This is a genomic window from Algoriphagus aurantiacus (genome assembly GCF_035156405.1).
GTDB classification, from domain to species: domain Bacteria; phylum Bacteroidota; class Bacteroidia; order Cytophagales; family Cyclobacteriaceae; genus Algoriphagus; species Algoriphagus aurantiacus.
Genome location: NZ_JAXRUT010000018.1, coordinates 36,050 through 62,178, shown reverse-complemented (window position 1 = coordinate 62,178; position 26,129 = coordinate 36,050). Strand labels below are relative to the sequence as shown.

General features: G+C 40.3%; 20 protein-coding genes. 19 read left to right on the top strand and 1 reads right to left on the bottom strand.

The genetic code is table 11. From position 1 onward, the window contains the following. The first annotated feature begins 2 nt into the window (after positions 1–2). The 17 genes from SYJ56_RS17140 (at position 3) to SYJ56_RS17060 (ending at position 20,556) form a co-directional block, all read left to right on the top strand. Positions 3–722, top strand: coding sequence for a c-type cytochrome (locus SYJ56_RS17140; RefSeq protein ID WP_323836200.1), 720 nt, complete (start codon positions 3–5; stop codon positions 720–722). 2 nt (positions 723–724) lie between these two features. Beyond that, positions 725–2,017 carry a quinol:cytochrome C oxidoreductase gene (locus tag SYJ56_RS17135; RefSeq protein WP_323836198.1) on the top strand — a complete coding sequence of 431 codons (1,293 nt, stop codon included), beginning with the start codon at positions 725–727 and terminating at the stop codon, positions 2,015–2,017. Positions 2,018–2,039: 22 nt separating this feature from the next. After that, the gene (locus SYJ56_RS17130) at positions 2,040–3,071 is read left to right on the top strand and encodes a cytochrome c oxidase subunit II (protein ID WP_323836196.1); all 1,032 of its coding nucleotides are present in this window, start codon (positions 2,040–2,042) and stop codon (positions 3,069–3,071) included. Between the two features lie 18 nt (positions 3,072–3,089). Next, a complete protein-coding gene (locus SYJ56_RS17125) occupies positions 3,090–4,964 on the top strand; it encodes a cytochrome c oxidase subunit I (protein ID WP_323836194.1) in 1,875 nt (624 codons plus the stop codon). Further along, entirely contained in the window at positions 4,948–6,024 is a 1,077-nt protein-coding gene (locus SYJ56_RS17120; RefSeq protein ID WP_323836192.1) for a COX15/CtaA family protein, read from the top strand. Before SYJ56_RS17125 ends, SYJ56_RS17120 begins: the two co-directional genes overlap by 17 nt. 2 nt (positions 6,025–6,026) lie before the next feature. After that, entirely contained in the window at positions 6,027–6,929 is a 903-nt protein-coding gene (gene cyoE / locus SYJ56_RS17115) for a heme o synthase (RefSeq protein ID WP_323836190.1), read from the top strand. 2 nt (positions 6,930–6,931) lie between these two features. Next, positions 6,932–7,513, top strand: coding sequence for a cytochrome c oxidase subunit 3 (locus SYJ56_RS17110; protein ID WP_323836189.1), 582 nt, complete (start codon positions 6,932–6,934; stop codon positions 7,511–7,513). A gap of 27 nt (positions 7,514–7,540) precedes the next feature. After that, positions 7,541–8,317, top strand: coding sequence for a cytochrome c oxidase subunit 3 (locus SYJ56_RS17105; protein WP_323836187.1), 777 nt, complete (start codon positions 7,541–7,543; stop codon positions 8,315–8,317). Between the two features lie 18 nt (positions 8,318–8,335). Next, complete coding sequence (locus SYJ56_RS17100) at positions 8,336–8,668, top strand: cytochrome C oxidase subunit IV family protein (RefSeq protein ID WP_323836185.1); 333 nt, start codon at positions 8,336–8,338, stop codon at positions 8,666–8,668. Positions 8,669–8,746: 78 nt separating this feature from the next. Then, on the top strand, positions 8,747–9,421 hold the full coding sequence (locus SYJ56_RS17095; protein ID WP_323836183.1) for an SCO family protein: 675 nt from the start codon (positions 8,747–8,749) through the stop codon (positions 9,419–9,421). Further along, a complete protein-coding gene (locus SYJ56_RS17090) occupies positions 9,402–9,956 on the top strand; it encodes a DUF420 domain-containing protein (RefSeq protein ID WP_323836181.1) in 555 nt (184 codons plus the stop codon). Before SYJ56_RS17095 ends, SYJ56_RS17090 begins: the two co-directional genes overlap by 20 nt. A gap of 32 nt (positions 9,957–9,988) precedes the next feature. Then, on the top strand, positions 9,989–10,240 hold the full coding sequence (locus tag SYJ56_RS17085) for a hypothetical protein (protein WP_323836179.1): 252 nt from the start codon (positions 9,989–9,991) through the stop codon (positions 10,238–10,240). A gap of 56 nt (positions 10,241–10,296) precedes the next feature. Then, positions 10,297–14,001, top strand: a complete 3,705-nt coding sequence (locus SYJ56_RS17080; protein ID WP_323836177.1) for a HAMP domain-containing sensor histidine kinase — start codon at positions 10,297–10,299, stop codon at positions 13,999–14,001. Between the two features lie 46 nt (positions 14,002–14,047). Continuing rightward, complete coding sequence (locus SYJ56_RS17075; RefSeq protein WP_323836175.1) at positions 14,048–17,512, top strand: hypothetical protein; 3,465 nt, start codon at positions 14,048–14,050, stop codon at positions 17,510–17,512. A gap of 63 nt (positions 17,513–17,575) precedes the next feature. Then, complete coding sequence (locus SYJ56_RS17070; RefSeq protein WP_323836173.1) at positions 17,576–18,280, top strand: SDR family oxidoreductase; 705 nt, start codon at positions 17,576–17,578, stop codon at positions 18,278–18,280. Positions 18,281–18,285: 5 nt separating this feature from the next. Next, positions 18,286–20,268 (top strand): (E)-4-hydroxy-3-methylbut-2-enyl-diphosphate synthase, encoded by a 1,983-nt coding sequence (gene ispG, locus SYJ56_RS17065; protein WP_323836172.1) that lies wholly within the window; start codon positions 18,286–18,288, stop codon positions 20,266–20,268. A gap of 93 nt (positions 20,269–20,361) precedes the next feature. Beyond that, entirely contained in the window at positions 20,362–20,556 is a 195-nt protein-coding gene (locus SYJ56_RS17060) for a DUF6728 family protein (RefSeq protein ID WP_323836170.1), read from the top strand. Between the two features lie 312 nt (positions 20,557–20,868). Here SYJ56_RS17060 and SYJ56_RS17055 read toward each other — a convergent pair whose 3' ends face one another. Then, entirely contained in the window at positions 20,869–23,850 is a 2,982-nt protein-coding gene (locus SYJ56_RS17055) for a glycosyltransferase family 117 protein (RefSeq protein WP_323836168.1), read from the bottom strand. A 168-nt stretch (positions 23,851–24,018) separates the two neighbouring features. Here SYJ56_RS17055 and trxA point away from each other — a divergent pair, with 168 nt between their 5' ends. Both trxA and SYJ56_RS17045 read left to right on the top strand, forming a co-directional pair. Beyond that, positions 24,019–24,339 (top strand): thioredoxin, encoded by a 321-nt coding sequence (gene trxA / locus SYJ56_RS17050; protein WP_323836166.1) that lies wholly within the window; start codon positions 24,019–24,021, stop codon positions 24,337–24,339. A 169-nt stretch (positions 24,340–24,508) separates the two neighbouring features. After that, complete coding sequence (locus SYJ56_RS17045) at positions 24,509–25,930, top strand: MBL fold metallo-hydrolase (protein WP_323836164.1); 1,422 nt, start codon at positions 24,509–24,511, stop codon at positions 25,928–25,930. Positions 25,931–26,129: the final 199 nt, after the last annotated feature.

The window sequence follows — 26,129 nt, the reverse complement described above, 5'->3', positions numbered from 1 at the left end:
ATATGAAGATTGCTAAAACACTAAGTATTTTAGGGATTGCAGTAGCTGGGATTACCCTTGCAGGCTGTGGAGCAGGAGGAGAAGATCAAGGCTTGGAATTTGCGCCTCAGATGTATCACTCAGTAGCTTATGAACCTTTGACTCAGATCACTGATTCAGAGACCAAAGGTAACATCATCTCCAACCGAGAAGATGGAAAGGGCGAATATTACAATAGTAATATAAACAACCCTCATAACATGAATATGAGAGAGCCTGTTGCAAATACTGTCCCTAGAAACAAACAAGGCTATTTACCTTATAGGTACAAAGCTTTTGAAATAGAGGAGGCCGGTACCACTTTGAAAAACCCTATTGAACTCTCTGATGCAGTATTGGAAGATGGTAAGAGGCTATACAGTCTTTACTGTACTCCATGCCATGGATCAGGTGGTATGGGGGATGGTAAAGTGGGTGAAATCATCGGTGGTGTAGCCAACTTAACAGGTGGTGCATATACCGGTCTATCAGAAGGACATATTTACCATGTAATCACAAAAGGAAAAGGAAGAATGGGAGCCCACGGTTCTCAAATTACGCCGGAAAACAGATGGAAGATTGTTCACTATGTGAAGCAAGACCTCCAAGGCGGTCAGAATGCTGATAATTCAATAGACGCAGATGTAGAAGAAAATGCAGACGCTGACCAAGAAGTTACACAAGTAGAAACTCCAGCTAATTAATTATGGCTCACGACGTACAACACTATAATCTGGATCAAAAATTTGATTTCACTGCTGCAACCAAGAAAATCGTATTTACGGTTTTGGGTATCGGTGCAGCATTGCTAGTACTTGGCATTGTAATGGCGATGTTTGGCGGTGGCCATCATGAGGCAGCTGAAGCTGAAGGACATGCTTTTCATTGGTATCAGCGGCTATACGCTAACCTTTGGATCAATAATGTGTACTTCACAGGTATTGCTATCATCGGCGTATTCTTCTTTGCTATTCAATATGCAGCTCAAGCTGGATGGTCTACAGCGATCATTCGTGTGATGCTTTCTTTAGGTAACTGGTTGCCAATTGCAGGAGTATTGATGATCGTTACATTCTTTGTGGCAAATCATGATTTGTTTCACTGGACTCATGCTTCTCTATTTGATAAGGCTTCTCCTGAATATGATCATATCATTGATGGAAAAGGAGCTTTCTTCTACTGGCCTATGGCAAAAGGAACATTCCCTGTATTCTATATTCTTAGAATGGTCTTGTTCTTTGGTTTCTGGGTATTCTTTTTCAAGAAATTTCAAAAGTTTACTTACAATGAAGATGTAATCAGTGGTACTGCCACTTGGTACAAAATCAGAAGCTGGTCAGCGTTTTTCTTGATTTTCTTTGCTGTGTCATCTTCCATAGCTGCATGGGATTGGGTAATGTCAATTGACACCCACTGGTTCTCTACTCTATTTGGATGGTATGTATTTTCATCTTGGTTTGTTGCTGGATTATCTACAATCACCTTGATTACAATCTTCTTGAAGAGCCAAGGCCTACTTGAGATGGTTAATGAGAATCACGTTCATGACTTGGGTAAATTCATCTTTGGATTCACCATCTTTTGGATGTACTTATGGTTCTCTCAGTTCTTGTTGATTTATTATGCCAATATACCTGAAGAGACTGTTTACTTCGTCGAAAGATTGTCTAGCGATATTTATGGACCATTCATATTTGTGAATTTAGCCATGAACTTTGTGCTTCCTTTCCTGTTACTAATGACAAGAGATTCAAAAAGACATGGGGTATTCTTGAAGCTAGTTTGTGCGTTGATCATCGCTGGTCACTGGGTTGACTTCTTTCTTATGGTACAGCCAGGCACATTAGGACATAATGGAGGCGTCGGGTTTATGGAAGTAGGCATGTTCTTAGTTTATGGAGCAGCCTTCACATTCGTAGTTCTTTCTGGATTGGCAAAAGGGAATTTAGTTCCTAAAAACCATCCAATGCTTGAAGAAAGCTATAATCATCACATTTAATAACAGCCGAAATAATTAAGGTATGTACGGATTTCTGATTGGAGTAGGGGTTCTTTTGATATTTTCCATAATATGGATGGTATATCGAATCCAAACGTTAGTCTCTGTGGTAAAAGGATCTGATAAGAAGATCGCTTCAGGGAGTAATAAGGTAAATGCAATTTTGTTTATAGTTTTCTTGGTGGGTACAGGCATTCTGATGTTCTGGTATTCTATCAAAGAATTTCACAACTATCAATTACCAGTTGCATCTGAGCACGGTGTAGTCACTGATTCATTATTCTGGTGGACCATGGCAATCACGGGCATCGTATTCTTGATTACTCATGTATTACTTTTCATTTTTCCATATAAATATCAGTATAGCGAGAAGCGTAAAGCTTCTTTTTACCCTGATAATAATAAGCTTGAGATTATCTGGACTATCGTGCCAGCATTTGTTCTTGCAGGTTTGGTGATTTCAGGATGGGTAGCATGGTCAGATATCACTGCTCCTGCGCCTGAGAATGCGCATACAGTGGAAATCATGGGGTACCAGTTTGCGTGGGAAGTTAGATATCCAGGCAAAGACAATGTGCTGGGAGATTATGATTATCGACTAATTACAGCAACTAATTCACACGGGATTGATTTCACAGATAAGAATTCAATTGATGATTTCTCATCTCCTGTGGTAGTTATTCCAAAGGGTGAGCCAGTTCTATTCAAAATCAGAGCTAGAGACGTACTTCATTCAGTTTTTGCTCCCCATATGAGATTAAAAATGGACGCAGTACCTGGAATGCCAACCCGTTTTTGGTTTGTACCTACCAAGACTACAGCTGAAATGAGAGAGGAAACCGGAAACCCTGAATTTAACTACGAGATCGCTTGTACAGAAATATGTGGCAATGGTCACTTCTCAATGCGGAAAGTTATAGAGGTAGTGGAGCCAGAGGCATATCAGAAATGGTTTGCTGAACAAAAGTCATTTATCCAAATGAACCCGGCTCTAGCTACAGGTCTTCCAGTTGAGGTGAAAGAGGTAGCAGAAATTCAATTAAGCGATAAGTAACTAACAAAATTATAGATTATGTCTACAGCATCTGTCGAAAATCATGACGCAGCACACGACCATGAGCACCATGATAATTTTGTAACGAAATATATTTTCTCCCAAGATCACAAAATGATCGCAAAGCAATACTTGGTTACTGGTATGTTTTGGGCTCTTTTGGGAGGATTTCTATCGATTCTATTCAGATTACAATTAGGGTTCCCTGAGATGGACATGTCCTTCCTTCGACCGATCCTGGGTGGATGGATTGATGAGACTGGGCATTTGGATCCTACCTTTTACCTTGCCCTTGTTACAATGCACGGTACCATCATGGTATTCTTTGTATTGACAGCGGGATTGAGTGGTACCTTCTCCAATTTCTTGATTCCATTGCAAATAGGTGCAAGAGATATGGCTTCAGGATTTATGAATATGCTTTCTTACTGGTTGTTTTTCCTTTCCGGTGTGATCATGTTTATTTCCTTGTTTCTCAAAACCGGTCCGGCATCTGGTGGATGGGTGGTATATCCACCTCTATCAGCCTTGGAGCAAGCTATTCCAGGATCTGGACTTGGGATGACACTTTGGTTGGTAGCGATGACTTTCTTTATCGCATCTTCTCTAATGGGAGGTATCAACTACATTACTACCGTCATTAACCTGAGAACTAAAGGAATGTCTTTCTCGAAGCTTCCTTTGACTATATGGGCTTTCTTCTTGACTGCTGTGATTGGTCTATTGTCCTTTCCAGTACTGTTTGCTGCAGCATTATTATTGGTGTTTGATAGAAGCTTTGGTACATCATTCTACCTTGCGGATATCTATATCGGCGGAGAAGCTCTACCGAATACTGGTGGTAGCCCTGTATTGTACCAGCATTTGTTCTGGTTCCTAGGTCACCCTGAAGTATATATTGTATTGCTTCCAGCGTTGGGTATTACTTCTGAAGTAATTGCCACTAATTCTAGAAAGCCAATCTTTGGATACAAAGCGATGATTATTTCTTTGCTTGGTATCACTGTACTTTCTTTCGTGGTATGGGCTCACCATATGTTCGTGTCAGGTATGAACCCGTTCCTTGGATCTATCTTCATGTTCCTTACATTGATTATTGCTGTTCCTTCAGCGGTAAAAGTGTTTAATTACTTAACTACACTTTGGAGAGGTAACTTGATCTTCACTCCAGCGATGTTGTTTTCAATAGGGCTTGTCTCTTTCTTTATCTCTGGTGGATTGACAGGTATTTTCCTCGGAAACTCAGCTATTGATATTCAATTACACGATACCTACTTTGTAGTTGCTCACTTCCACTTGGTGATGGGTTCAGCCTCCTTCTTCGGAATGGTTGCAGGTGTTTACCATTGGTTCCCTAAGATGTTTGGAAGAATGATGGATGCCAAACTGGGCTACATTCACTTCTGGCTCACATTCGTAGGTGTTTACATGGTATTCTTCCCTATGCATTACATAGGTATTGCAGGATTTCCAAGAAGATACTATAGCTGGACAAACTTTGAGTTTGCCAACATGTACACTGATTTGAACATGTTCGTATCAGTAGCTGCAATAGTTACCTTCGCCGCACAGTTCATCTTCCTGTTCAACTTCTTCTACTCAATGTACAAAGGTAGAAAAGCAACATTGAACCCTTGGAAATCAAATACACTTGAGTGGACTACTCCACTTCATCCAGAACATGGCAACTGGCCAGGTGAAATACCTTCTGTTTATAGATGGCCATACGATTACTCAAAGCCTGGTGCTGAAGAGGATTTCATTCCGCAGACAGTTCCTCTTTCCGCAACTCCAGAGTCTAATCTTCCTCATGAGCAGGAATTGGTGAAAGTGGAGTTGGAGATTATGAAAGAAGAAGAGGACGTTCTGGTTTCAAATGAACCAAATCACTAATAAATCAATTACCAGCTTTCGCCGAGTCAGTTTGATTACGGTGATTGCTGTTTACTTACTGATTCTTATCGGCGGGATAGTTAGAAGTACCGGTTCTGGCATGGGCTGTCCTGATTGGCCGAAATGCTTTGGTTCGTTGATTCCTCCCACTAGTGTGGAGCAGCTACCGGCAAATTATCAGGAGATTTATCTAAATAAAAGATTAGCTAAGAACGAACGGTTCGTGGCAACACTTGAAAAATTAGGATTTTCAGAAAAGGCTAAGGAAATAGCAAATGACAAGTCAATTCTCATAGAAGAAGAATTCAATCCTGTGAAAACATGGATTGAATATCTGAATCGTTTGGCTGGAGTGGTGATTGGATTATTGATTATTCTTACTGTATGGAAGTCATTTCCACTTAGTAAGATGGATAGGGGGATTCCTATTTTATCTATTTTCAATCTCATCCTAGTCATCTTCATTGGCTGGATAGGATCTATTGTAGTTTCTACCAATTTGCTACACTGGATGATCACTTTCCATATGATGCTGGCTTTGCTGTTGGTTTCTCTCTTGATCTATGTATATCACAGATCTGGAAGATTGATCAAAAGTAGAGGTGTGAAAATGGATGTGCCGAGAAGAATAGAGCTTGTATTATTGATAGGCATTGTCTTAATGTTGGTTCAAGTCGTACTTGGCACTCAGGTTCGAGAGCAAATTGATATCATTTCTTTATCACTTGGGAATATGCTTAGAGAAGAGTGGGTAGGTAGAGTAGGGTTAGATTTTCTCATTCATAGGTCCTTTTCATTAGTTCTGCTTGGAATCCATGTTTTATACTTCTTTTGGGCAATTAAATATACCCTCAGAAGATCTCAAGTAAATCTTTGGTCTCAGGTCTTGATGATTCTGATTATACTGGAAATAGCTACGGGAATGGGAATGTCATACTTTGGTATTCCAGCTTTCCTTCAGCCGATCCATCTCTTATTAGGTTCGCTGATTATAGGTGTGCAAGTCATCTTGCTCCTTGAAATCAGAGAAAACATTCAGTTTCGATTAAATACAAATTGATCATGAGGACAGTTGAAGTAACTGACCATATTAGTAGTCAAGTATTAAGCAAGTTAAAAGCTTACGCTGAGTTGATCAAATTGAGGCTATCTGCTTTGGTTACATTCTCAGCAATCTTTGGCTACATACTTGGTGATAGAGGAGCAAGTTTCGGCTGGTCTGGCTTTATAGGCTTAGCTCTTGGCGGCTTCTTAATCAGTGGTGCATCCTGTGCTGCCAATGAAATCTTAGAGCGTGATTTGGATAAGCTGATGAAGCGTACTCAAAACCGTCCACTTCCCTTAAAACTTATTTCCCTTCAAGAAGCACTTTGGGTTACTTCCATAGTTGCTGTTATAGGTGTTGGTTTACTCTGGTATTTCACCAACCCGCTTACTACTTGGTTGGGGATTTTGAGCATGGTGCTTTATGTGTTTGTATATACTCCATTGAAGCGAGTAGGGCCAATAGCGGTTTTTGTCGGAGCTATTCCTGGTGCTTTACCTCCCCTTTTAGGCTGGACAGCGGCTACAGGCTCTATTTCTCATGAAGCTTTGATTATTTTCGGAATTCAATTCATCTGGCAATTTCCGCATTTCTGGGCTATTGCTTGGGTAGGTGATGAAGATTATAAAGCCGCTGGGTTCAAACTATTGCCAAGTGGTGGTGGTAAAGATTTAAATACCGCTATTCAAATAATGATTTATACCTTATTCCTTCTTCCTCTTGGTTTGTTGCCAAGTTATTTTGGACTTACAGGGATGACTTCAGGTATTGTAGCGACTGTTTGTGGAGTGCTCTTCCTTGCTCAGACTTTCTCATTAATGAAAGATTGCTCGAGGAAATCAGCTCTACGTATTATGTTTGGCTCCTTTTTGTATTTGCCAATCGTACAGATTGCTTACTTATTAGATAAACTACCGTAATGATGGAAAAGGAACTTAAGTACGTCGATATGGTAGATCAGCCAATCGCAATGCACCCTAAGAAGTTTGCATTATGGCTTTTCTTAGTTACTATCGTGATGATATTTGCAGCACTTACGAGTGCTTATATCGTAAGACAATCAGAAGGAAACTGGCTAGAATATGATCTTCCTACTGTATTCTGGTACACTTCAGGAATAGTAATCATAAGTAGTATTTGCCTTCAATATGCTTATTCAGCAGCTAAAAAAGATAATTTAGCAGGTGTACGGTCAGGCCTTAGTCTAGCAGTTCTGTTTGGTATTGCCTTCCTTGTGGGGCAATGGTACAGTTGGGTAGCACTGGTGGATGAAAATGTGTTTTTTGTAGGTAATCCTTCAGGGTCATTTCTCTATGTATTCACTGGATTGCATGCTATTCACTTAATCAGCGGTGTGATATTTCTGATTATTGTATTAATTTCGACTTATAGATATAAAGTGCATTCCAAGTCAATGGATACACTCGAAATGGCCACTACATTCTGGCATTTTCTTGCTGCATTGTGGTTATATCTATTTATGTTTTTGCTTTTGAATCATTAAAATAAACCAAGTACAAATCAATATCTTATGTCTGCGCATTCTACTGCTATAGGAGTAAGCCCGAAAAGAGGCGTCTGGGGAGGCGGTAACGAACCTCTCAAAGCCAGTTATGGAAAACTCATGATGTGGTTTTTCCTTCTTTCGGATATCTTTACTTTTGCCGCTTTTTTGATTACTTACCTTTCAATTCGGGTTAGCTATCCAGCTTATGCCGGACCTGCCAATGATTTTGTTGGTTCCAACGAATATTGGCCAATTCCTGAATTGGTGTTTGATGCTATTCCATTTGTACATGGAGTTCATGCACCTCTAGTTTTTGTAGGTTTGATGACTTTCATTTTGATAGCTAGTTCTGTTACAATGGTTTTGGCTGTAGAAGCTGGTCATAGAAATGATAGAGATGACGTGGTAAAATGGATGCTTTGGACACTAGTTGGGGGTATCACTTTCTTGAGTTGCCAAGCTTGGGAGTGGAATCACTTTATCCATGGATCGGATGGTGGCGTGGTACTTACTTATATCAATGATCTGGGACGGAATGTGACAGAAACAGTATTTGGAGCTAATCTACTAGTGAATGAATATGGGCCAGCATCTTTTGCGAACCTATTCTTCTTCATCACCGGATTTCACGGATTTCACGTTACTATAGGAGTTCTACTGTTGTTTATGGTGTTTTATCAAGCTGCTGTAGGAGTTTACGATAGAAGAGGCCACTATGAAATGGTTGAAAAAATCGGATTATACTGGCACTTTGTTGACCTGGTTTGGGTCTTTGTATTTACTTTATTCTACCTGATCTAAGCTATAAAAATTAGAATTATGGATATTCAAGAAAATAAATCAACGCTTAACGTTGTTCCTAGGAATAATGATAAGATCAAGAAAATTTGGAAGACTGCCTTCATTTTGCTTGCTATTACCACTGCGGAATTTGTAATGGCTTTCACCATGGATAGAGGTATTTTGCTTTACTTCCTGTTCATCGCGTTGACTGTATGGAAAGCCAAATATATCATGATGGAATTTATGCACCTTGGTGACGAGGTTAAGCCGATGATCTATGCCATCTTAGTGCCTATCGCATTTTTGTTCTGGCTGATCATAGTTCTTTTAAAAGAAGGCTCAGACATATTTTCAATGCGCTGGTTTTAGTCAGAATTTCAAAATAATTTTCAAAAAAAGAAGGTTGAAGTTAGACACTTTGACCTTCTTTTTTGTTAACCCCCTATTATGAGAAGTTTGAGAATTTTGCAAGGGTTAGTGCTTGTTTGCATCCTCTTGGTGCCCATTTTGATTTTCCTGTTTCTTAAAGGCTTTGGCAGTAACAATTACGATATCCCTGTCTTTTTTGAAAAAGGAGTGGATAATCCATTTAGAGAATGTCCAATTGCTGATACTACTCAGCATTACATCCCTGAGTTCTCGTTCACCAATCAAGAAGGTGAAAAAGTAGGAAGAGAAGATATGGAGGGGAAGGTTACCATAGTGGACTTTTTCTTTACATCATGTCCGAGTATCTGTCCTAAAATGTCAGCAGAAATGGAGCGGGTCAATGATATGTTTAGAGACAATGATCAAATTCAGATCATGTCCATTAGTATCGATCCAACTTATGATACACCTGAAATTCTTAAAGAATATGCTGAAGAGCATAATGCAGACGCTGGTAAGTGGGACTTTCTTACTGGGGGAGTTCAAGAAACCTATGACTTAGCCAAATGTGGATTTATTATTCCGACTGTTGATGGGTTGGGGGTTCCAGATGATTTTGTGCATAGTGACAAGTTTGTGCTTGTCGATGAACTTGGACGGATCAGAGGATACTACAGCGGAACCTCCCGTGAGGATGTGGATTTATTGATGTTAGAGACTAAAGTATTATTACATGCAAACGAAGGAAAATAGTCTGTTAGAAAATGAGGGTAAGGTTAGGGGATGGATTATTGCCATTTCTGTAATCATACCTGTCGCTGTTGCAGTACTTATATTCATGCCTTCTAAAATTGATTTAGGAGCGGAATGGGTATATTTTCTTCCACATCTAAATGCAGTGATCAATACTGCAGCCACCCTAGCCCTAGTTGCGGGATTGTTATTTATCAAAAAAGGAAATATTCCCTATCACCGTGCCTCTATGACAATCGCATTTGGATTGGGGGCAATATTCCTGGTTTCTTACGTGATCTATCATGCAGGAGCTGAAAGAACTTCATTTGGAGGGGAAGGGGTGGTTAGAAGCGTTTATTATTTCTTATTACTGACACATATAATTTTGGCTGCGGTTGCACTTTTTCCAATCCTCTTTGCTTATTACTATGGATACACTGATCAGCGTGAGAAGCACAGAAAAGTTGTTAAATTTGCCTATCCAATCTGGCTTTATGTGACTGTCAGTGGGGTGATAGTGTACCTGATGATCAGTCCTTATTATATTCATTAGAACCCGGACACGTCGCAGACGTAGGAAATAGCATGAAAAAAGCTTTCAAAATAGGAGTCCTTTCACTCGTAGTCTTGCTGACCCAAACAGCAAGTTTTGCTCAATGCGCTATGTGTCGGGCATCTGTAGAAAATAATGTAAGTAATGGTGATACAAGTATTGGAGCTGGTTTGAATCTTGGAATCATGTACCTGTTTGTTATGCCCTATCTTATCGCTATGGTGCTGGGCTTTTTCTGGTATCGAAATGCTAAAAAAAGAAAGGCAAAAATAGCACTGCACTAATCGAATAGAGGAGCAAAGTTTGATCAAGGACTTTGCTTTTTTTATTTTACACCTAAATGAAGCATGATTCCCGTCGCCTGATCATCTTGATCAGTATTTTCTCTCTTCTTGCTGTGTTGGTCTTGAATTTCTTTTTCTTTCAGAAAAGCGAACAGGACACCTATTTGCAAGCTTTACAGGACCGCGTTCAGGCTGTTGATAAGGAATTCGATGAGGATTTTATTCAGATTCTAATGGATATCAGACCAAATGATACCTTAAGTTTTGGTCTGATAAGTACACCTATTCACAAACATCCATTTTTTATTATTAGTCCCCAAAAAGACCTCTTGTATTGGTCAGATTTTACACTTACGCTTGATTTTTCTCAAGTAGACCTTGCAAGAGAATACCAACTCCTTGAAGATCCCTATGGGACATTATTGCTTAAGGTTAGAAATGTCAAAAGGAATGGGGCTGAGTATGTGATGATTCATGTACTTCGCTTGATTTGGCCAGGGAATATTGAGAACAATTATTTGATCACAGGTGCTAATCCAAACATCTTTGGCAACGATCGGTTCGAGCTTTTTGCTAATCCTGATGAAGGAACATCAATTGTTAAGAACCCAGCAGGGATACCGCTTTTTGGAATCAATTTCCTATTTGGCTACAGTCCGGCAGGAAGAGTAGTTAACCCCGCTATACTAATTTTCTTTACTTCAGTTTTCCTGCTTTATTTCCTGTTGAGCTCTGATTTTGTACTTACCAAGTGGAAATCTGGAAGAAGATGGCAGTCTATAGGTTATGCGATTTTTGTTCTTGGCGCATTTAGAATGATGATGTTGTTGCTGGATTTCCCAAGCAACTATCTGAATTTGTCATTATTTGATCCAGTTAATTATGCATCTTCTTGGTTCAATCCAAGTCTTGGAGATTTACTGATCAATACCCTATGTGGTGTTCTTATCTTGGCAATGGTGATCTACCAGCTTGCGTCCAGAGCAATGCATGAGAAGATTAAAGTCTTGAAGTCACCGAATGAGGTCCGTGTATTCCTCTTTTTCTCATTACTTGTGAGCTCCATTGGTATGTATATGGTGTGGTCACTACCAAGGGATTTGATGATCAATTCCCAATGGGCTTTGGACATTAGCTCTATCCCTTCCTTTGATTGGTTTAAGGGGATAAGTTTCTTCATGCTGTTTCTATGGGGTGCAATGTATGTGTTGTTTACACTGACGTTGTTTAGTTTGCTATTGGAGATCAACCCGCGCAAAAAAGTTTATTACAAATGGATAGTAATCATTGGGCTTCCCATTGGAGGAATCTTATTCTTTTTTACAGTTTGGGGCGGTGTAGTTTGGTTTATTCATCTAGGGTTTTTAATTACTATTATTAGGCTTGAGCTTTTTAAAAATGCCTTTAGGCTAGGATTGGACACTTTTCTCACCTTTTTCTTTGCGTGCCTGGTGACGGCAATTGTAGGGGGTATTAGTACTTTTCAGACGGAGAAAAGTGTATTGATGCAATCCAAAACTCGCTTTGCAAATCAAAATCTAATCGAGAATGATGTAATGACAGAGTTTTTTTTAGGAGAAATATTCACTCGCATCAAAAGTGATTTGTTCATTCAAAATAGAATTGCTGACCCACTTTTCTCCAAGGAACCGATAGAAACTAAAATCCGAAGAATTTATCTGGATAATTACTTTGATCAGTTTGAAGTCCAAGTCCGTATTTTTTCATCATCAGGTCAGCAGATTTTAGGTTCTTCAGATTCAGAAAACATTAAGGATCTTCAGCTTGAATATATGAAAAGTGACTATGCCACGAGCGTTAAAGATTTGTATTTTATCCGTGGCAATGAGTCTACTAGTGGAAATCGCTTTGTAGCATTTGTACCAATGAGCAAAGAAGGTTCATCGCTTGGAACTGTTTTTCTTGAGCTTCGACAGCTACGAGTTCAGCCTACAAGTGTCTATCCTAAATTATTGTTGGATAAGAAATATAACGACAAGCTTGATCAAGTACTTTATGACTATGCTATTTTCAAGGATAGTGAATTTATCAGGAACTCTGGTTCGTTTAATTATCTGAGCAATGGTTTTGAGCAGGTTTTAAATAGGAAAGGGTTGTTGACGGAAGGCGTTCATCAAGGTGGGTTTCATCATTTTGGGATAAAAAATGGGGATGAATTGATTGTCATATCCTCCAGGAATATCTCCTTAGCGCACTTTTTTGGAAATATATCCCTGTTCTTCGTGCTCTTTGTGATCATGACTTTCCTAACTATTCTGATCAATACCCTAATCACAGGAGTCAAAAATTTTGAATTCAATTATTCCACTAAGCTTCAACTTTACCTGAATTTCGCTTTTTTCTTTCCTATTATCATTATCAGTATTATAACCATTGGCCTTTTGGCAAATAGTTATCGCGATGATCTAGATCGACAGTATATCCAAAAGGCGGCACTGATCAGAGGTAATCTCGGCAGCTTCCTGAATAATCAACGACTTGGAATTGTGGATAGTGATGCACTCAACGAAGAGGTAAATGAACTGGCCAATACAACCGCTAGTGATATCCATCTTTACAGCGCAGAGGGAAAGCTGGAATCCACAAATCGTCCGAACATCTTTGATAAGAAAATTCTTGCTCCTCTGATCAATCCAAAGGCAATCGCTGAGATCGAGGAAATGGGCCAAAGTCAGTATTTGGCAGAAGAACAAATAGGCAGATTGCGTTATAAGGCGGTTTATTTATCAATTCCTGCCGCAGCTAGCCAAGAGAATCTAGGGATTTTGGCGGTGCCTTTCTTCGAATCAGAGACGGAATTGAATACACTGATTGCTGATGTGTTGAGCAATATTTTCAATGCCTTTGTGGTGATTTTTATCTTGTTTTTGTTCGTGTCTTACTTTGTCTCGACCAATCTTACTTTCCCTTTTAAATTGCTTACACAAAAGTTAAAAGCCACCAACTTGGAGAATAATGAGCCTATGTACTGGGGTTCCAAAGATGAGATTGGCCTGCTGGTAAATGAATATAACAACATGCTTTTCAAACTGGAAAACAGTAAGAAAGTACTTGCTTCTACCGAGAAAGAATCTGCATGGCGGGAGATGGCAAAGCAAGTTGCCCATGAGATCAAAAATCCGTTGACTCCAATGAAGCTTACACTCCAGCATTTGATCCGTCTCCAAGACGCAGGAAGACTGGACGACGCTGAAAAGCTGAAAAGATCACTGGAAACGTTAATTCACCAAGTGGATGCGCTCAGTGGAATAGCTTCTTCGTTTTCAACTTTTGCAAAAATGCCACTGCCGAATAACGAGTTGATGAATTTTAAATCGGTGCTGAATAAAGTCTTGGAGCTGTTCAGTGGTGACCAACAAGTAGAATTGGTTTTCCAAGATGATTCATTTACCAAGAATATTCCGATTATGGGAGATGATAAGCTTTTTGGAAGAGTGATATCAAATCTCGTAATAAACGGCATTCAGGCCGTAGAGCCGGGAGTGAGGCCAGTAATTAGAATATGGCTTTGGATGACAGATCAGGCCGTTTTCCTTGAAATTTCGGACAATGGCAAAGGCATTTCAGATGACCTGAAGGATAAGATTTTCATCCCTAATTTCTCGACCAAGTCCACCGGATCTGGTTTGGGATTGGCTATCGCAAAAAGTGGTGTTGAGACTGCGGGAGGCAAAATCTGGTTTGAAACTAAGATTGGTAAGGGAACTACTTTCTATCTCACCTTTCCATTGATAGGATAATTCATCTTTTTAGTACCTTTCAATCAAAAGGCATTTAGAAGTGAGCATGCGAGTTTGGCTACTTTTCTGGGTTTTGTTGCTTAGCTTTTTTACTTCGGTTAAAGCTCAGGAAAAATGCCGATGGGTACAGTCGGAGATATTCGAAACCCCGGCTGTTCCGGATTCACTTTCCCTACTGGAGGAGAGCATTGGGTTTACCGATAAAAAAGGAAAATCCTATAATTTCAAGTATGAACTTAGCACGAATAAGCTTCTGGTGGTTTTTGGAAATGACATCAAACCGGATTCACTTTTGCTCTGCTACAGAACTTTTTCAATTCGCTTAGATCAGCCGATTGCACGAAGGACTTTATTATCGGATTATGACTCCACCGCTCAATTTAAAGATAATCGAATGGCAGAGTTGCCAGCCTTTGACTTTCGCGAAGAGCTTTTTCCCACTACAAATCTCTATAAATCCGGAAGTCTCACACGGGGAATATCCTTCGGAAATACGCAAAACGTATTTGTGAACTCCGCTCTAAACCTTCAACTGGAAGGTGATATTTCTGAAAATCTAAAAATCCGGGCAAGTATTACCGATCAAAATGTTCCTTTCCAGCCTGAGGGAAATACTCAGCAGATTCAGGATTTTGATAATGTGCTGATCGAACTTTATAACGATGATTTTAGCTTGGCTGCGGGTGATGTGGTGCTGCAGCAAAGACAATCTGAGTTTTTGCGGTACTATAAAAATGTGCAGGGACTTCAATTTACTTCAGATTACAAATTGAACGATAACTGGACTGCAAGTTCACAGGCGTTTGCCTCTATCGCCAAAGGGAAATTCGCTTCCATACAATTACCTATTTTGGAAGGAGTGCTCGGCCCTTATCGGGTTAGTGGGCCAAATAGTGAACGTTTTGTAATCATTATGGCAAATTCAGAGCGCGTGTTTTTAGACGGAAAACAGCTCAAACGTGGATTTAATGAAGATTATGTGATTGATTATAATCAGGCAGAAATCACCTTTACTCCCAAAGTTCTGATTACGCAATATTCTCGGGTTCGTGTGGATTTTGAATATGCGGAGCGGAATTACTCTCGATCTATTATTGGTGCTAATCATACACAAACCAATGGCAAAGTTGATGTGTATTTGAACTATTATCAGGAAAAGGACAATAGAAACAGGCCTTTATTTACTGATTTCTCGCAGGAAGAACTTGGTCTTATGGCCTCAGTGGGTGACAGTGCAGAACTCGCTAGAATTCCGAGGATCGATAGCGTAGCTTTTGATCAGAACAGGATTTTATATGCGAAAATTACTGAATTTGATGAGTTTGGGGATTCCTTGGTTTATTATGAATATTCGAATGATCCTGAATTGGCGCATTATGAATTGGGCTTTTCACAAGTTGGTGCCGGGCTTGGAGATTATCGTCGCTCCAGCCAATTGTCCAATGGAACAGTCTACGAATATGTTCCAAGGCTGAATGGACAGTCTCAGGGTGATTATTCCATTTTGTCCCAACTTCCACTTCCTGATAGCAAGCGGATGGTGACGGCAGGAACAAGAATAAAGCTGAATGAGCACGAAAAAGTCTATACAGAACTGGCTCTTTCTTCAGTGGACAATAATCTGTTTTCTGGATCGGATGATAAGGATAACCAAGGGCTGGGGATGAAGGTGGGTCTGCAAAGTGAGGGTCGGGAGTCCTCACTTTTCAAAGGCTATACTATGAAGGGACAGACGGAATACGAGTACAACTCAACATACTTCAATTTTATTGATCGTTTCAGATTCATTGAGTTTGACCGGGATTGGGGATTGAGTCCGGAAACTTTGCAAAATGCTGCTGCCGAGCAGTTTTTTCGTGCGGGTATTGGTTTTGAAAAGGATGCGCACAATCGCTTTGACTATCTTTTTTACTTAAGAAATAGAGAAAATGTACTAAACGGCACACAGCATTCTGCAAACTGGAACTTGCAGTTGGGGAGTAAAATTCGACTCAGACAAGAATTCTTTCGATTGAATTCAGATCAGGATTCACTGAAGTCTGATTGGACTAGATATCTCGGAGATGTGAGTTATAATTCTAAAATAATCGTTCCGGGTTATCAGTTCTCTTTGGATCAAAATGCCTACAGGAATGCGGAGACAGATTCTGTGCAAAGTACCGCAATGAATTTTAAGCAGCATTTGCTCTATTTGCGAAGCAATGACTCGCTTAGCTATTCCTTTTTGGCAGATGCTGCATGGCGTGAGGATAAAGCCCCTTTTGCTGGTGAACTGTTAAAAGATACCAGAGCTTTTACCTCCAACTTCACGTTCCGAAAGCAATGGACTCAACACAGTTTGAGCAGCACGTTCACGTACCGTGAATTAGAATATTTGCAGCGCGACTTAGAATCCGAACTAAATGTGATGGGCAAGCTTGATTATCAAGGAAGTTTGGGTAAAAATCTAATTCGAAATGAAGTAAGCTATGCTATTGGAAATGGGCGCGAATTGCAGCGTGAATTTGTCTTTTTACCAGCTCCAAATGGCGATGGTACACATACTTGGCGTGACGATAATGGTGATGGTGTACAGCAGCTGAATGAGTTTTATCTTGCGATAAATCCTGAGGAGAAGCAGTACATTAAAATTTTTGTACCGACTGACACCTACATTCAGGCGTACACCAGTATTTTAAATTATAGACTTCAGGCAAAATTCCCTGAAATCTGGAAAGAGGGTGGGGGCTTGCGGGCATTTCTACATAAATTTTCGAATACTACAAGCCTAAGTGTGGAGAAAAAAGTAACTTCGGATGACTTTGTGGATCGAATAAACCCCTTTGTAGGGGGAGTGAATCGTGAAGAAATTCTCTCACTTCGTCAGGTGATACGATCTAGCTTCTTCTTCAATCGCGCTTCTGCTAACTACGGTTTTGATCTATCGTATTTTGATTCTCAGTTTAAGCAGTTATTATCCGGAGGTTTCGAAGATTTAATTCAGAAAGATTGGAAATTGAATACCCGATATAATTTCAATGGGCAGACAACTATAAGGGTTTTGGCGGGTATAGGCAATCGGATTTCTGCTTCAGATTTCTTAGATAATAGAAATTACAATATCTCTCAAAATCAAATTGGCCCTGAATTTTCTTGGCAACCCACTCCATATTTCAGGACTACAGCGACATATAATTTTACTGGGAAAGTAAATACTGCCACAGTGGAGTTCAAAGAAAAGGCCTTATTGCATCAAGTGGGGATAGATCTTCGTCTTTCACGCGCGGTAAAAACCACATTGACAGGGAATTTGAAATTGATTCAGATCGATTACAATGGTGTCGCTAATTCTCCTGTTGGCTATGAAATGCTTCAAGCGTTGACTCCAGGCAGCAATTTGACCTGGAATGTCAACTGGCTACAAAAGATTGGGGAAGGACTACAGCTCAATCTAGTTTATGAAGGCAGGAATTCTCAGGGCTTGGAAAGGATAGTCCATGTAGGGAGAATGCAAGTTTCAGCGCTGTTTTGATAAAAAAATGTAACTTTGCGTAAGCTAAATAGTTGTCATACTAACTATTAAACTACGAATCAAATGAGTAAAAGCATCCTCGTTACTGGAGGCACAAAGGGAATAGGAAGAGCTATCATTGAGCGATTTGCAGCGGAGGGTTTTGATATCTTCACCTGTGCGCGTAATGAGGCTGATCTTGCTGCATTGAAGACTTCTTTGGAAGAAAAATATACTAGCATAAAAGTAAGTGCAATGCAGGCTGATCTTTCCAAAAAAGCTGATGTGTTGAAATTTGTAGCTGAAATAAAGGCTGTGGGTATTCCGGATGTATTGGTGAATAATACTGGAGTGTTTATCCCAGGAGCGATTCATGACGAGCCAGCAGGAAATTTTGAACTGATGATGGAGACCAATTTGTATTCTGCTTATTACTTGACCAGAGGATTTGCTCAGGAAATGATTGCCCGCAAGTCAGGTCATATTTTCAGTATGGGATCAGTAGCAGGCTTGACTGCCTATCCAAATGGTGGGAGTTATGCTGTATCAAAATGGGCTATGTTGGGTATGACCAAATGCCTGCGGGAAGAGTTGAAACCTCACCAAATCAAAGTAACCTCTATCCTTGCTGGAGCAACTTACACCGCAAGCTGGGAAGGGGTTGATATGCCGATCGAAAGATTTATGAAAGCCGAGGATGTAGCCGAAAGTGTCTGGGCTGCATATAAACTTTCGCCTCAATCAGTTGTTGAAGAATTAGTAATCCGACCTCAATTAGGAGATATATAACCCACATGGAGCCAATAATCAAATCATTAGATCAGCTGTATTGCGATAGCTTGACAAGTTATTCCAGGAGAAAAACTATTCCTGTGAAAATCGGTGATGTCATCGTAGGCGGAGATAATCCAATTGTGGTGCAATCCATGACAACGGTGGATACTATGGACACCGAGGGCTCCATCGAGCAAAGTATCCGTATGATTGAGGCGGGTTGTGAACTTGTAAGAATCACTGCGCCAAGTATTAAGGAAGCAGAAAATCTTCAACATATAAAGGATGGGCTTTGCAAAAGAGGCTACAATACACCATTGGTTGCTGATATTCACTTTACTCCAAATGCTGCTGAAGTTGCAGCGAGGATAGTTGAGAAAGTGCGTGTGAACCCGGGGAATTATGCTGACAAAAAGAAATTTGAAGTAATAGAATATACTGATGCAACTTATCAGGAAGAGTTGGACCGTATTCGCGAGCGGTTTTTGCCTTTGGTGAAAATCTGTAAAGAGCACGGCACAGCTATGCGAATTGGGACCAATCACGGTTCTCTTTCTGATCGGATCATGAGTAGATACGGTGATACTCCACTGGGAATGGTAGAGTCAGCGTTGGAGTTTTTGAGGATATGTGAGGATGAGAATTACTTCGATATCGTGATTTCTATGAAGTCTTCCAATACGCAAGTGATGGTTCAAGCCTACCGATTACTTGTTGAGAAATTGGATCAAGGTGGTTTCAAACCTTACCCGCTTCATCTCGGAGTAACTGAAGCAGGAGAAGCGGAAGACGGAAGGATCAAGTCGGCAGTAGGCATCGGTACTTTATTGGAAGATGGATTAGGGGATACGGTTCGGGTATCCTTGACCGAAGACCCTGAGTTTGAAGCGCCAGTGGCAAAAGCATTAATTGATCGTTATGCAAAACGCTCAGGACACGCTGAGATCAAGCCAATTCAAGAATACCCGGTAAATCCATACGAGCATTTTAAGCGCCACAGTGAAGAGACTTACAATTTTGGAGGGCATAATGTCCCTAGAGTAATTACTGATATATCGAAGATTGAGAAAATCACCGAGAAGGAAATGAAGTCCGTAGGTCATTTCTATTTGCCAGAACTGGACAAGTGGAAAATGAATGATCAGGGTTGCGACTTCGTTTATTCTGGTGCGAATCCAATTCCTTTTATGCTGCCAAACGGTATGAAGGAAATCCAGGATGCGGCGATTTGGACTGTCGGATCTGACCAGCAAAATAAATTCCCACTTTTCGATTTGGTGAGTTTCTCAACTGCTGAGAAATTCCATTCAGAATTGAATTTCCTTGAAGTCTTCGATACAGAAATTGCTGAAGCAATCGTGTTAGCAGACCAGAGAAAAAATACTGTTTTTATCCTGAAAACAGAGAATAAACATGCAATGCCTGCCTTGAGAAGAGCTTTCGTGAGTTTGCTTGAAGCCAAGACCGAGGTCCCGGTGATTGTGAAAGTAAGCTACCCAGATCAGTCTCAGGATGAAACCATGCTTTATGCAGCAACTGACGTAGGAGGGTTGTTAATAGATGGCTTGGGCGATGGAATCTTTATTTCTTTAGAAAAGGAGAAAGCACATTCCCGCGAGGAAGTTCTAGCACAAATCAAACTTCATAATTCTGTGGGTTTTGGAGTGCTCCAAGCGGCTAGAACTAGGATGTCTAAGACGGAATACATTTCCTGCCCTTCCTGTGGCAGAACACTCTTTGACCTGCAAGAAACTACGGCTATGATCCGTAAGCGAACTGATCACTTGAAAGGCGTGAAAATCGGAATTATGGGCTGTATCGTAAATGGCCCTGGAGAGATGGCTGATGCTGATTATGGTTACGTGGGTTCAGGGAAAGGTAAAATCACTCTTTACAAAGGAAAAGAAGTGATGAAGCGATCTGTCCCTTCAGAAAAGGCCGTAGACAAATTGATAGAAATTATCAAAGAAGACGGCATGTGGAACGAACCGGAAATTATTTAATTATTATCGTTAGCCTGCTTCTCCAGAATTAGGTTCTTGAGAATTCAGTAAACCATTATACAAACCTGACTGTTTACCCAATAAAATCAAACCATGTCTGAAAATAACAAAGTCAAAGATTTCTTCAAGATGGGTGAATTTGGAAACTATTTTGTCCGTGTTTTTCAAAAGCCAGATCCTAATCAGAAGTCAAGCATCAACCTACGAATGATGCATGGAATCAATAAGATTTCAATTGTAGTGTTTCTATTGGCTTTGATTTTATGGATTATAAAGCGGTTTATTTGATTTTTTTAGCCACAGAGTTTGCAAGATTTTTCACAGAGGACGCGGGTGTTGTTTTGAATTTTACATCATTGTAGATATTGCATAAAATATAGCTTTTAAATCATCCTTTGACTAAAGCTGAAATGTTACATTTTGCTTTATCCATAGATCAATTAGATCTAAAATTGCTTTATCAATAAAGCAAAATATGATAATCTTCCCTGAGGGAGCTGTGATTTTTGCGCTTCCTTTCGCGGTCTTCGTGGTCAATAAAAACATAAAAAAAGGGATCCGAATCAATTTCGAATCCCTTTTTATTTGAAAAATCAACTTTTATCTTCTATTCAACACCCCTCCGCCACTTTCCTGCGAGCCAAGGAATTGTTCCATTCTAAGCTTGAGTTCTTGGGCTTTTTCCTGGTATCCTCTTTCCTCCAATAACGGAATGAAATAGCGGATCATCTCAATTGATATCATCATCTCTCTGTCGTAAGTTCTGTTTTCTTCGGTGTAGAATTCAATCATATCAAGAGACTTCTTAGAGACTTTATCGATAATGTCCAGCGCTTTTTCATCTTCACCTACTTCGAAGAAAAGAGGGACTGACTGCCCACTGGAGAGATCATAAGGGATCGCTTCATTTGGCATTACTTCCAAGCCATAGTTTAGAAGTGTTGCAGCTCTTTCCATATCACCCTCATCCAGCAATGCAATAGCGATGCTGTTCAGCGCACTTCGGTGGTTAGAAGCGAATCTTCTATATTCCTCATCCAAATAGGCATCAGGATTATCCATGCCTCGGAATGCAAACTTGGTCATGTAGTTTTCATAGGCCACATCTGTGTTTACCAACTCATCACGGATGTGTTCTGGCTTTCTCACAGGAAGCAAACGGTAAGTCAACCCTTCCATCACTACGTGCTCTTGGATGTTGATCCCAATGGTCGCAAGCGAAGTATTGTTGAAGTAAATCGGGCGATCCCAATTATTGGAAGCAATCAAATCAATTAGCATCAGCGTGCCCTTGGTGACATAATTTCCAGTGACCTGGAGATTCATTTGTGGTGAAAACAATGGAGCGAACTGCTCCGGAATGATGTCTTTATTGGCAACAGCCGAACTGTCAACTTCCAAAATAAGATTTCTCGAAGGAACCATATTCGCAACGGATTTGCCGCCCGTTTCCATTTTGAGAAGATCAGAACCTGAGTTTAGAAGTTTTAAGTATTCCCGGACTGAGATAGCATTTAGATTCTCTCTTTCCATTACATAAAGGACGTCATTAGTTCCTTTTTGGTAGCGATTAGCATCCAGACTGAAAGGCAGTGCTTCAGATTCATTCACAGGTCTAGTCATTTGCTCCACATACCAATCAGTATCGAAATAACTGAGTACGATCACACGCACATCAGTACGAAATCCTTCTACTTCCTGAACATACCAAAGAGGGAAGGTGTCATTGTCTCCACCTGTGAATAGGATCGCATTTGGTGCGCAAGAGGCTAGGAAGTTTCGAGCAGAATCCACTGAGAAATATCTGTCTCTTCTGTTGTGGTCATTCCAATTTTGACCAGCCATCAATCCTGCAACTGGTATGGTAAGCAGGGTTGCTATGATTCCTGCTGTTGCCAGGTTTTTAGTTCCTTTGGCAATCATATGGGCAATAGCCATCACGCCAATTCCGATCCAAATGGCAAATGCATAGAAGCTACCCACATAAATGTAATCCCGCTCTCTCGGCTCTACCGGAGGTGAATTCAGGTAAATCACCAGCACTACGCCCATCATCAGAAATAGCATGAGATTTACATAGAAAGATTTTGGATCTACTTTAGCCTGAAAGAACAAACCGATGATTCCCAACAAAAGGGGAAGCATCAGATAGTTATTGTGACCTTTATTTTCAGTAATGTAATCTGGATAATCTTTGAATGCATCCGTGATTCCTATCCATGGCGCATCACTAAAATCAGATTCCCGGCCTGAGAAATTCCACATAAAGTAGCGCCAATACATGTGCCCTAACTGATGTGAGAACATAAAGTACAGGTTGTCTCCGAAGGAAGGATCTTGCCCTTCTCTCAGACCAAGCTTTTGGCGATAAAGTCTCTTGTGGCTTTCTTGCGTAGAGTAAATACGTGGAAGAATAGTCGTTTTTGTAGGATCGTAGGTATTTTCCAAAGAATAGTCTACAATCTCATACTTATCCTTGCCCTTCATATAGACAGGAGCGCCTTCTTCCTGAGAAACCAGCTGCGCAGTGAAGTACTGTCCATGAAGCAGAGGTCTGTAGCCATATTGCTCTCGCTTCAGGTATGAAACATAACTGATAATATCTTTTGGGGCATTTTCATTGATAATCGGATCTTGATTTGCACGCACGACGATCAGTGCATAGCTCGAATAGCCGATCAGAATGAAAATAAAGGATAAAAGAGCAGTATTAAGAATCGCATTTCCCTTTTTGCGAGAATATCTGTAGGCAAAAAATACTCCTGCGAAAAACAAGATCATAAATACTACGATTCCTGACCCAAAAGGCAAACCAATACTGTTTACAAAGAAAATCTCCATAGATCCTGCCAAACTAGGAAGTCCAGGAATGATGAGGTTATTGATAATGATCAATGCTACTCCACCAAGGAACATCGCAATTAAAGCTCCTTTAAAGTTTGGCTTGTCGTATTTTTTAAAGTAATAGATGAGTGCCAAAGCAGGTAAGGTAACTAAGTTTAGCAAGTGGACGCCAATAGAAAGTCCGACCAAGTAAGCAATGAAAATCATCCATTTGTTTTCTTCACGAGGGTCTTTGATTACATCCCACTTTAAGAATGCCCAAATTACTATCGCAGTGAAAAACGAGGACATGGCATAGACTTCTGATTCCACAGCCGAAAACCAGAAACTGTCTGAGAAGGTATAAACCATTGATCCGACGATTCCAGCTCCCAACAAAGTGATCGTTTCTCCTTTGCTTTCTTGGCCTTCTGTTACATTGAAAAGTCTTTTCCCAAATAAAGTAATGGACCAAAAAAGGAATAAGATGGAGAAGCTTGAGAATAGCGCACTACCGATATTCATCCAATAGGCTACCTGCAGAGGATCTCCGAAAGCGAAGAAACTAAACATGCGATAGACTAATAGAAAGAATGGAGCCCCTGGAGGGTGAGGTACTTGGAGTTTGTAGGCTACGGCAATAAACTCTCCTGGATCCCAGAAACTAGCAGTTTGTTCGACAGTAAGAACGTAAACCAGAGTAGCTACCGCAAAAACGACCCAACCGGTCAGATTATTGATTTGCTTGTAATTGAGCATTTAATGAATGGAATTTGACAGGCGAAAATAAAAAAAATAAATGCCAAATAAGGCGATTTTAGGTATTTTAAAACTCTTAGTGATTTACGTGGTCCTCCCTATGTGATATAAATTACCATTCTGAACTGATTTTGCTTCTACTTTTGTTGTGACTAAAAACTAGAAAGCATGAGTACTCAAGCCAAAACATTTCAAGAATTGATTGATGGAGACCAAGCTGTATTGGTAGATTTCTTCGCCACTTGGTGCGGTCCATGTAAAATGATGCAGCCCATTTTGGAAGACACAGCCAAGCAAATGGGTGATAAAGTTCGCATTCTGAAAGTAGATGTAGATAAAAATCAATTGGCGGCGAGCAAATTTCAAGTTCGCGGTGTGCCAACGTTGATTCTTTTCCAGAAAGGTAAAATTCTATGGAGAGAGTCTGGCGTAGTACCGACTCATCAACTAGTTAAAACGCTCACTAGCAACATCAAAGAATCTGTCTGATTGTTGTGTGACAAAAGTCATTCTACGCTCAGACAGAAGGTTCTACTTTTGAGTATCCATTAGAAATAAATAATATACATATGAAATCGAGCATGACTCAGCGTTACACCGAGGGTTGATGTTAAGCCTGCGAGATTCCATGTGGCCTTTAAAAACAAAATATAAACACATGAAAATCGAACAAATTTATACTGGCTGCTTGGCTCAAGGAGCTTACTACATTGAGTCAGATGGAGAGGCAGCGGTCATTGATCCGCTTAGAGAAGTTCAACCTTACATCGAGAAGGCTGAGCGAAGAAATGCTAAAATCAAGTATGTGTTTGAAACACACTTTCATGCGGACTTCGTGTCTGGACATCAGGACTTGTCTGCAAAGACTGGCGCTTCGATTGTTTATGGACCTACGACCATGAAAATGGGTTTTGATGCAATTGTAGCTGAAGATGGACAGGAATTCAAGATTGGTAAGGCTAAAGTAAAAGTTCTTCACACTCCTGGACATACGATGGAAAGTTCATGTTACTTGCTCTATAATGAAGAAGGTAATCCTGAGGCAATTTTCACAGGTGATACCCTGTTTATAGGAGATGTGGGAAGACCTGATCTGGCACAGAAAGTCATAGCAGAGTTAACTCAAGATAAACTGGCAGGATATCTATACGATTCATTGCGGAATAAAATCATGCCTTTGCCAGATGATCTGATTGTGTATCCAGCACATGGAGCGGGATCTGCCTGCGGAAAAAATATGAGTAAAGAGACCTCCGATACATTGGGGAACCAGAAGAAAACAAATTATGCTCTTCAAGAGATGACGAAGGAAGAGTTTATTAAGGAAGTGCTTACGGGTTTGACTCCACCGCCTGCCTATTTTCCTCAGAATGTGATGATGAACATTGAAGGATATGACAGCATTGATGAGGTATTGGAAAGAGGAGTTAGGCCCTTAAATCCAGCCGAATTTGAAGCAGTAGCGAATGAGACAAGTGCTTTGATTTTGGATACCCGTGCTCCTCAGGTTTTCGCAAAAGGATTTGTACCAAATTCAGTGAATATTGGAATTGATGGAAGTTTTGCTGTTTGGGTGGGAGCTATGATCCCTGATCTGAAACAAGAAATCCTAGTCGTAGCTGATAAAGGAAGAGAAGAAGAAGTCATCACGAGATTGGCTCGGGTAGGCTATGATTATGCAATTGGATATTTGGACGGAGGAATTGATTCTTGGAAGAAGGCAGGACATGAAATCGATCAGATTGAATCCATTTCAGCTGAGGAGCTAGCACCACGACAAGCAGAAAATCAGGAGATCAATATTCTGGATGTCAGAAAGAACAGTGAGTTCCTTTCAGAGCATGTAGAGAATGCAGAGAACGCCCCCCTTGATTACATCAACGAGAGCATGCTGAAAATTAATAAGGACAAAACATATTACGTGCATTGTGCAGGTGGCTATAGATCCATGGTCTTTAATTCTATTTTACGAGCAAGAGGATATGATAATTTGATAGATGTCAATGGTGGATTTCAAGCCATCAAGGATTCTGAAAAGTTTGAAGTAACCGATTACGTATGTCCTACTACGTTATTGTAAGTATCAAGACGTAAGATTCAAGAAGCTAGATCCAAGAGTCAAGATTTCATAGAAGTGGTCTGTGTCTCCACAGACCACGGCTATTAAGAAAGCTAAATGATAGAGTATCGTAGGATTTGCTTAACACTAGCATTGAGGGGACTTCGGTCTCCAGATAGCCATTGGGACGTCATCGGTCTTCCTGCCAGCAAGCCAAAGA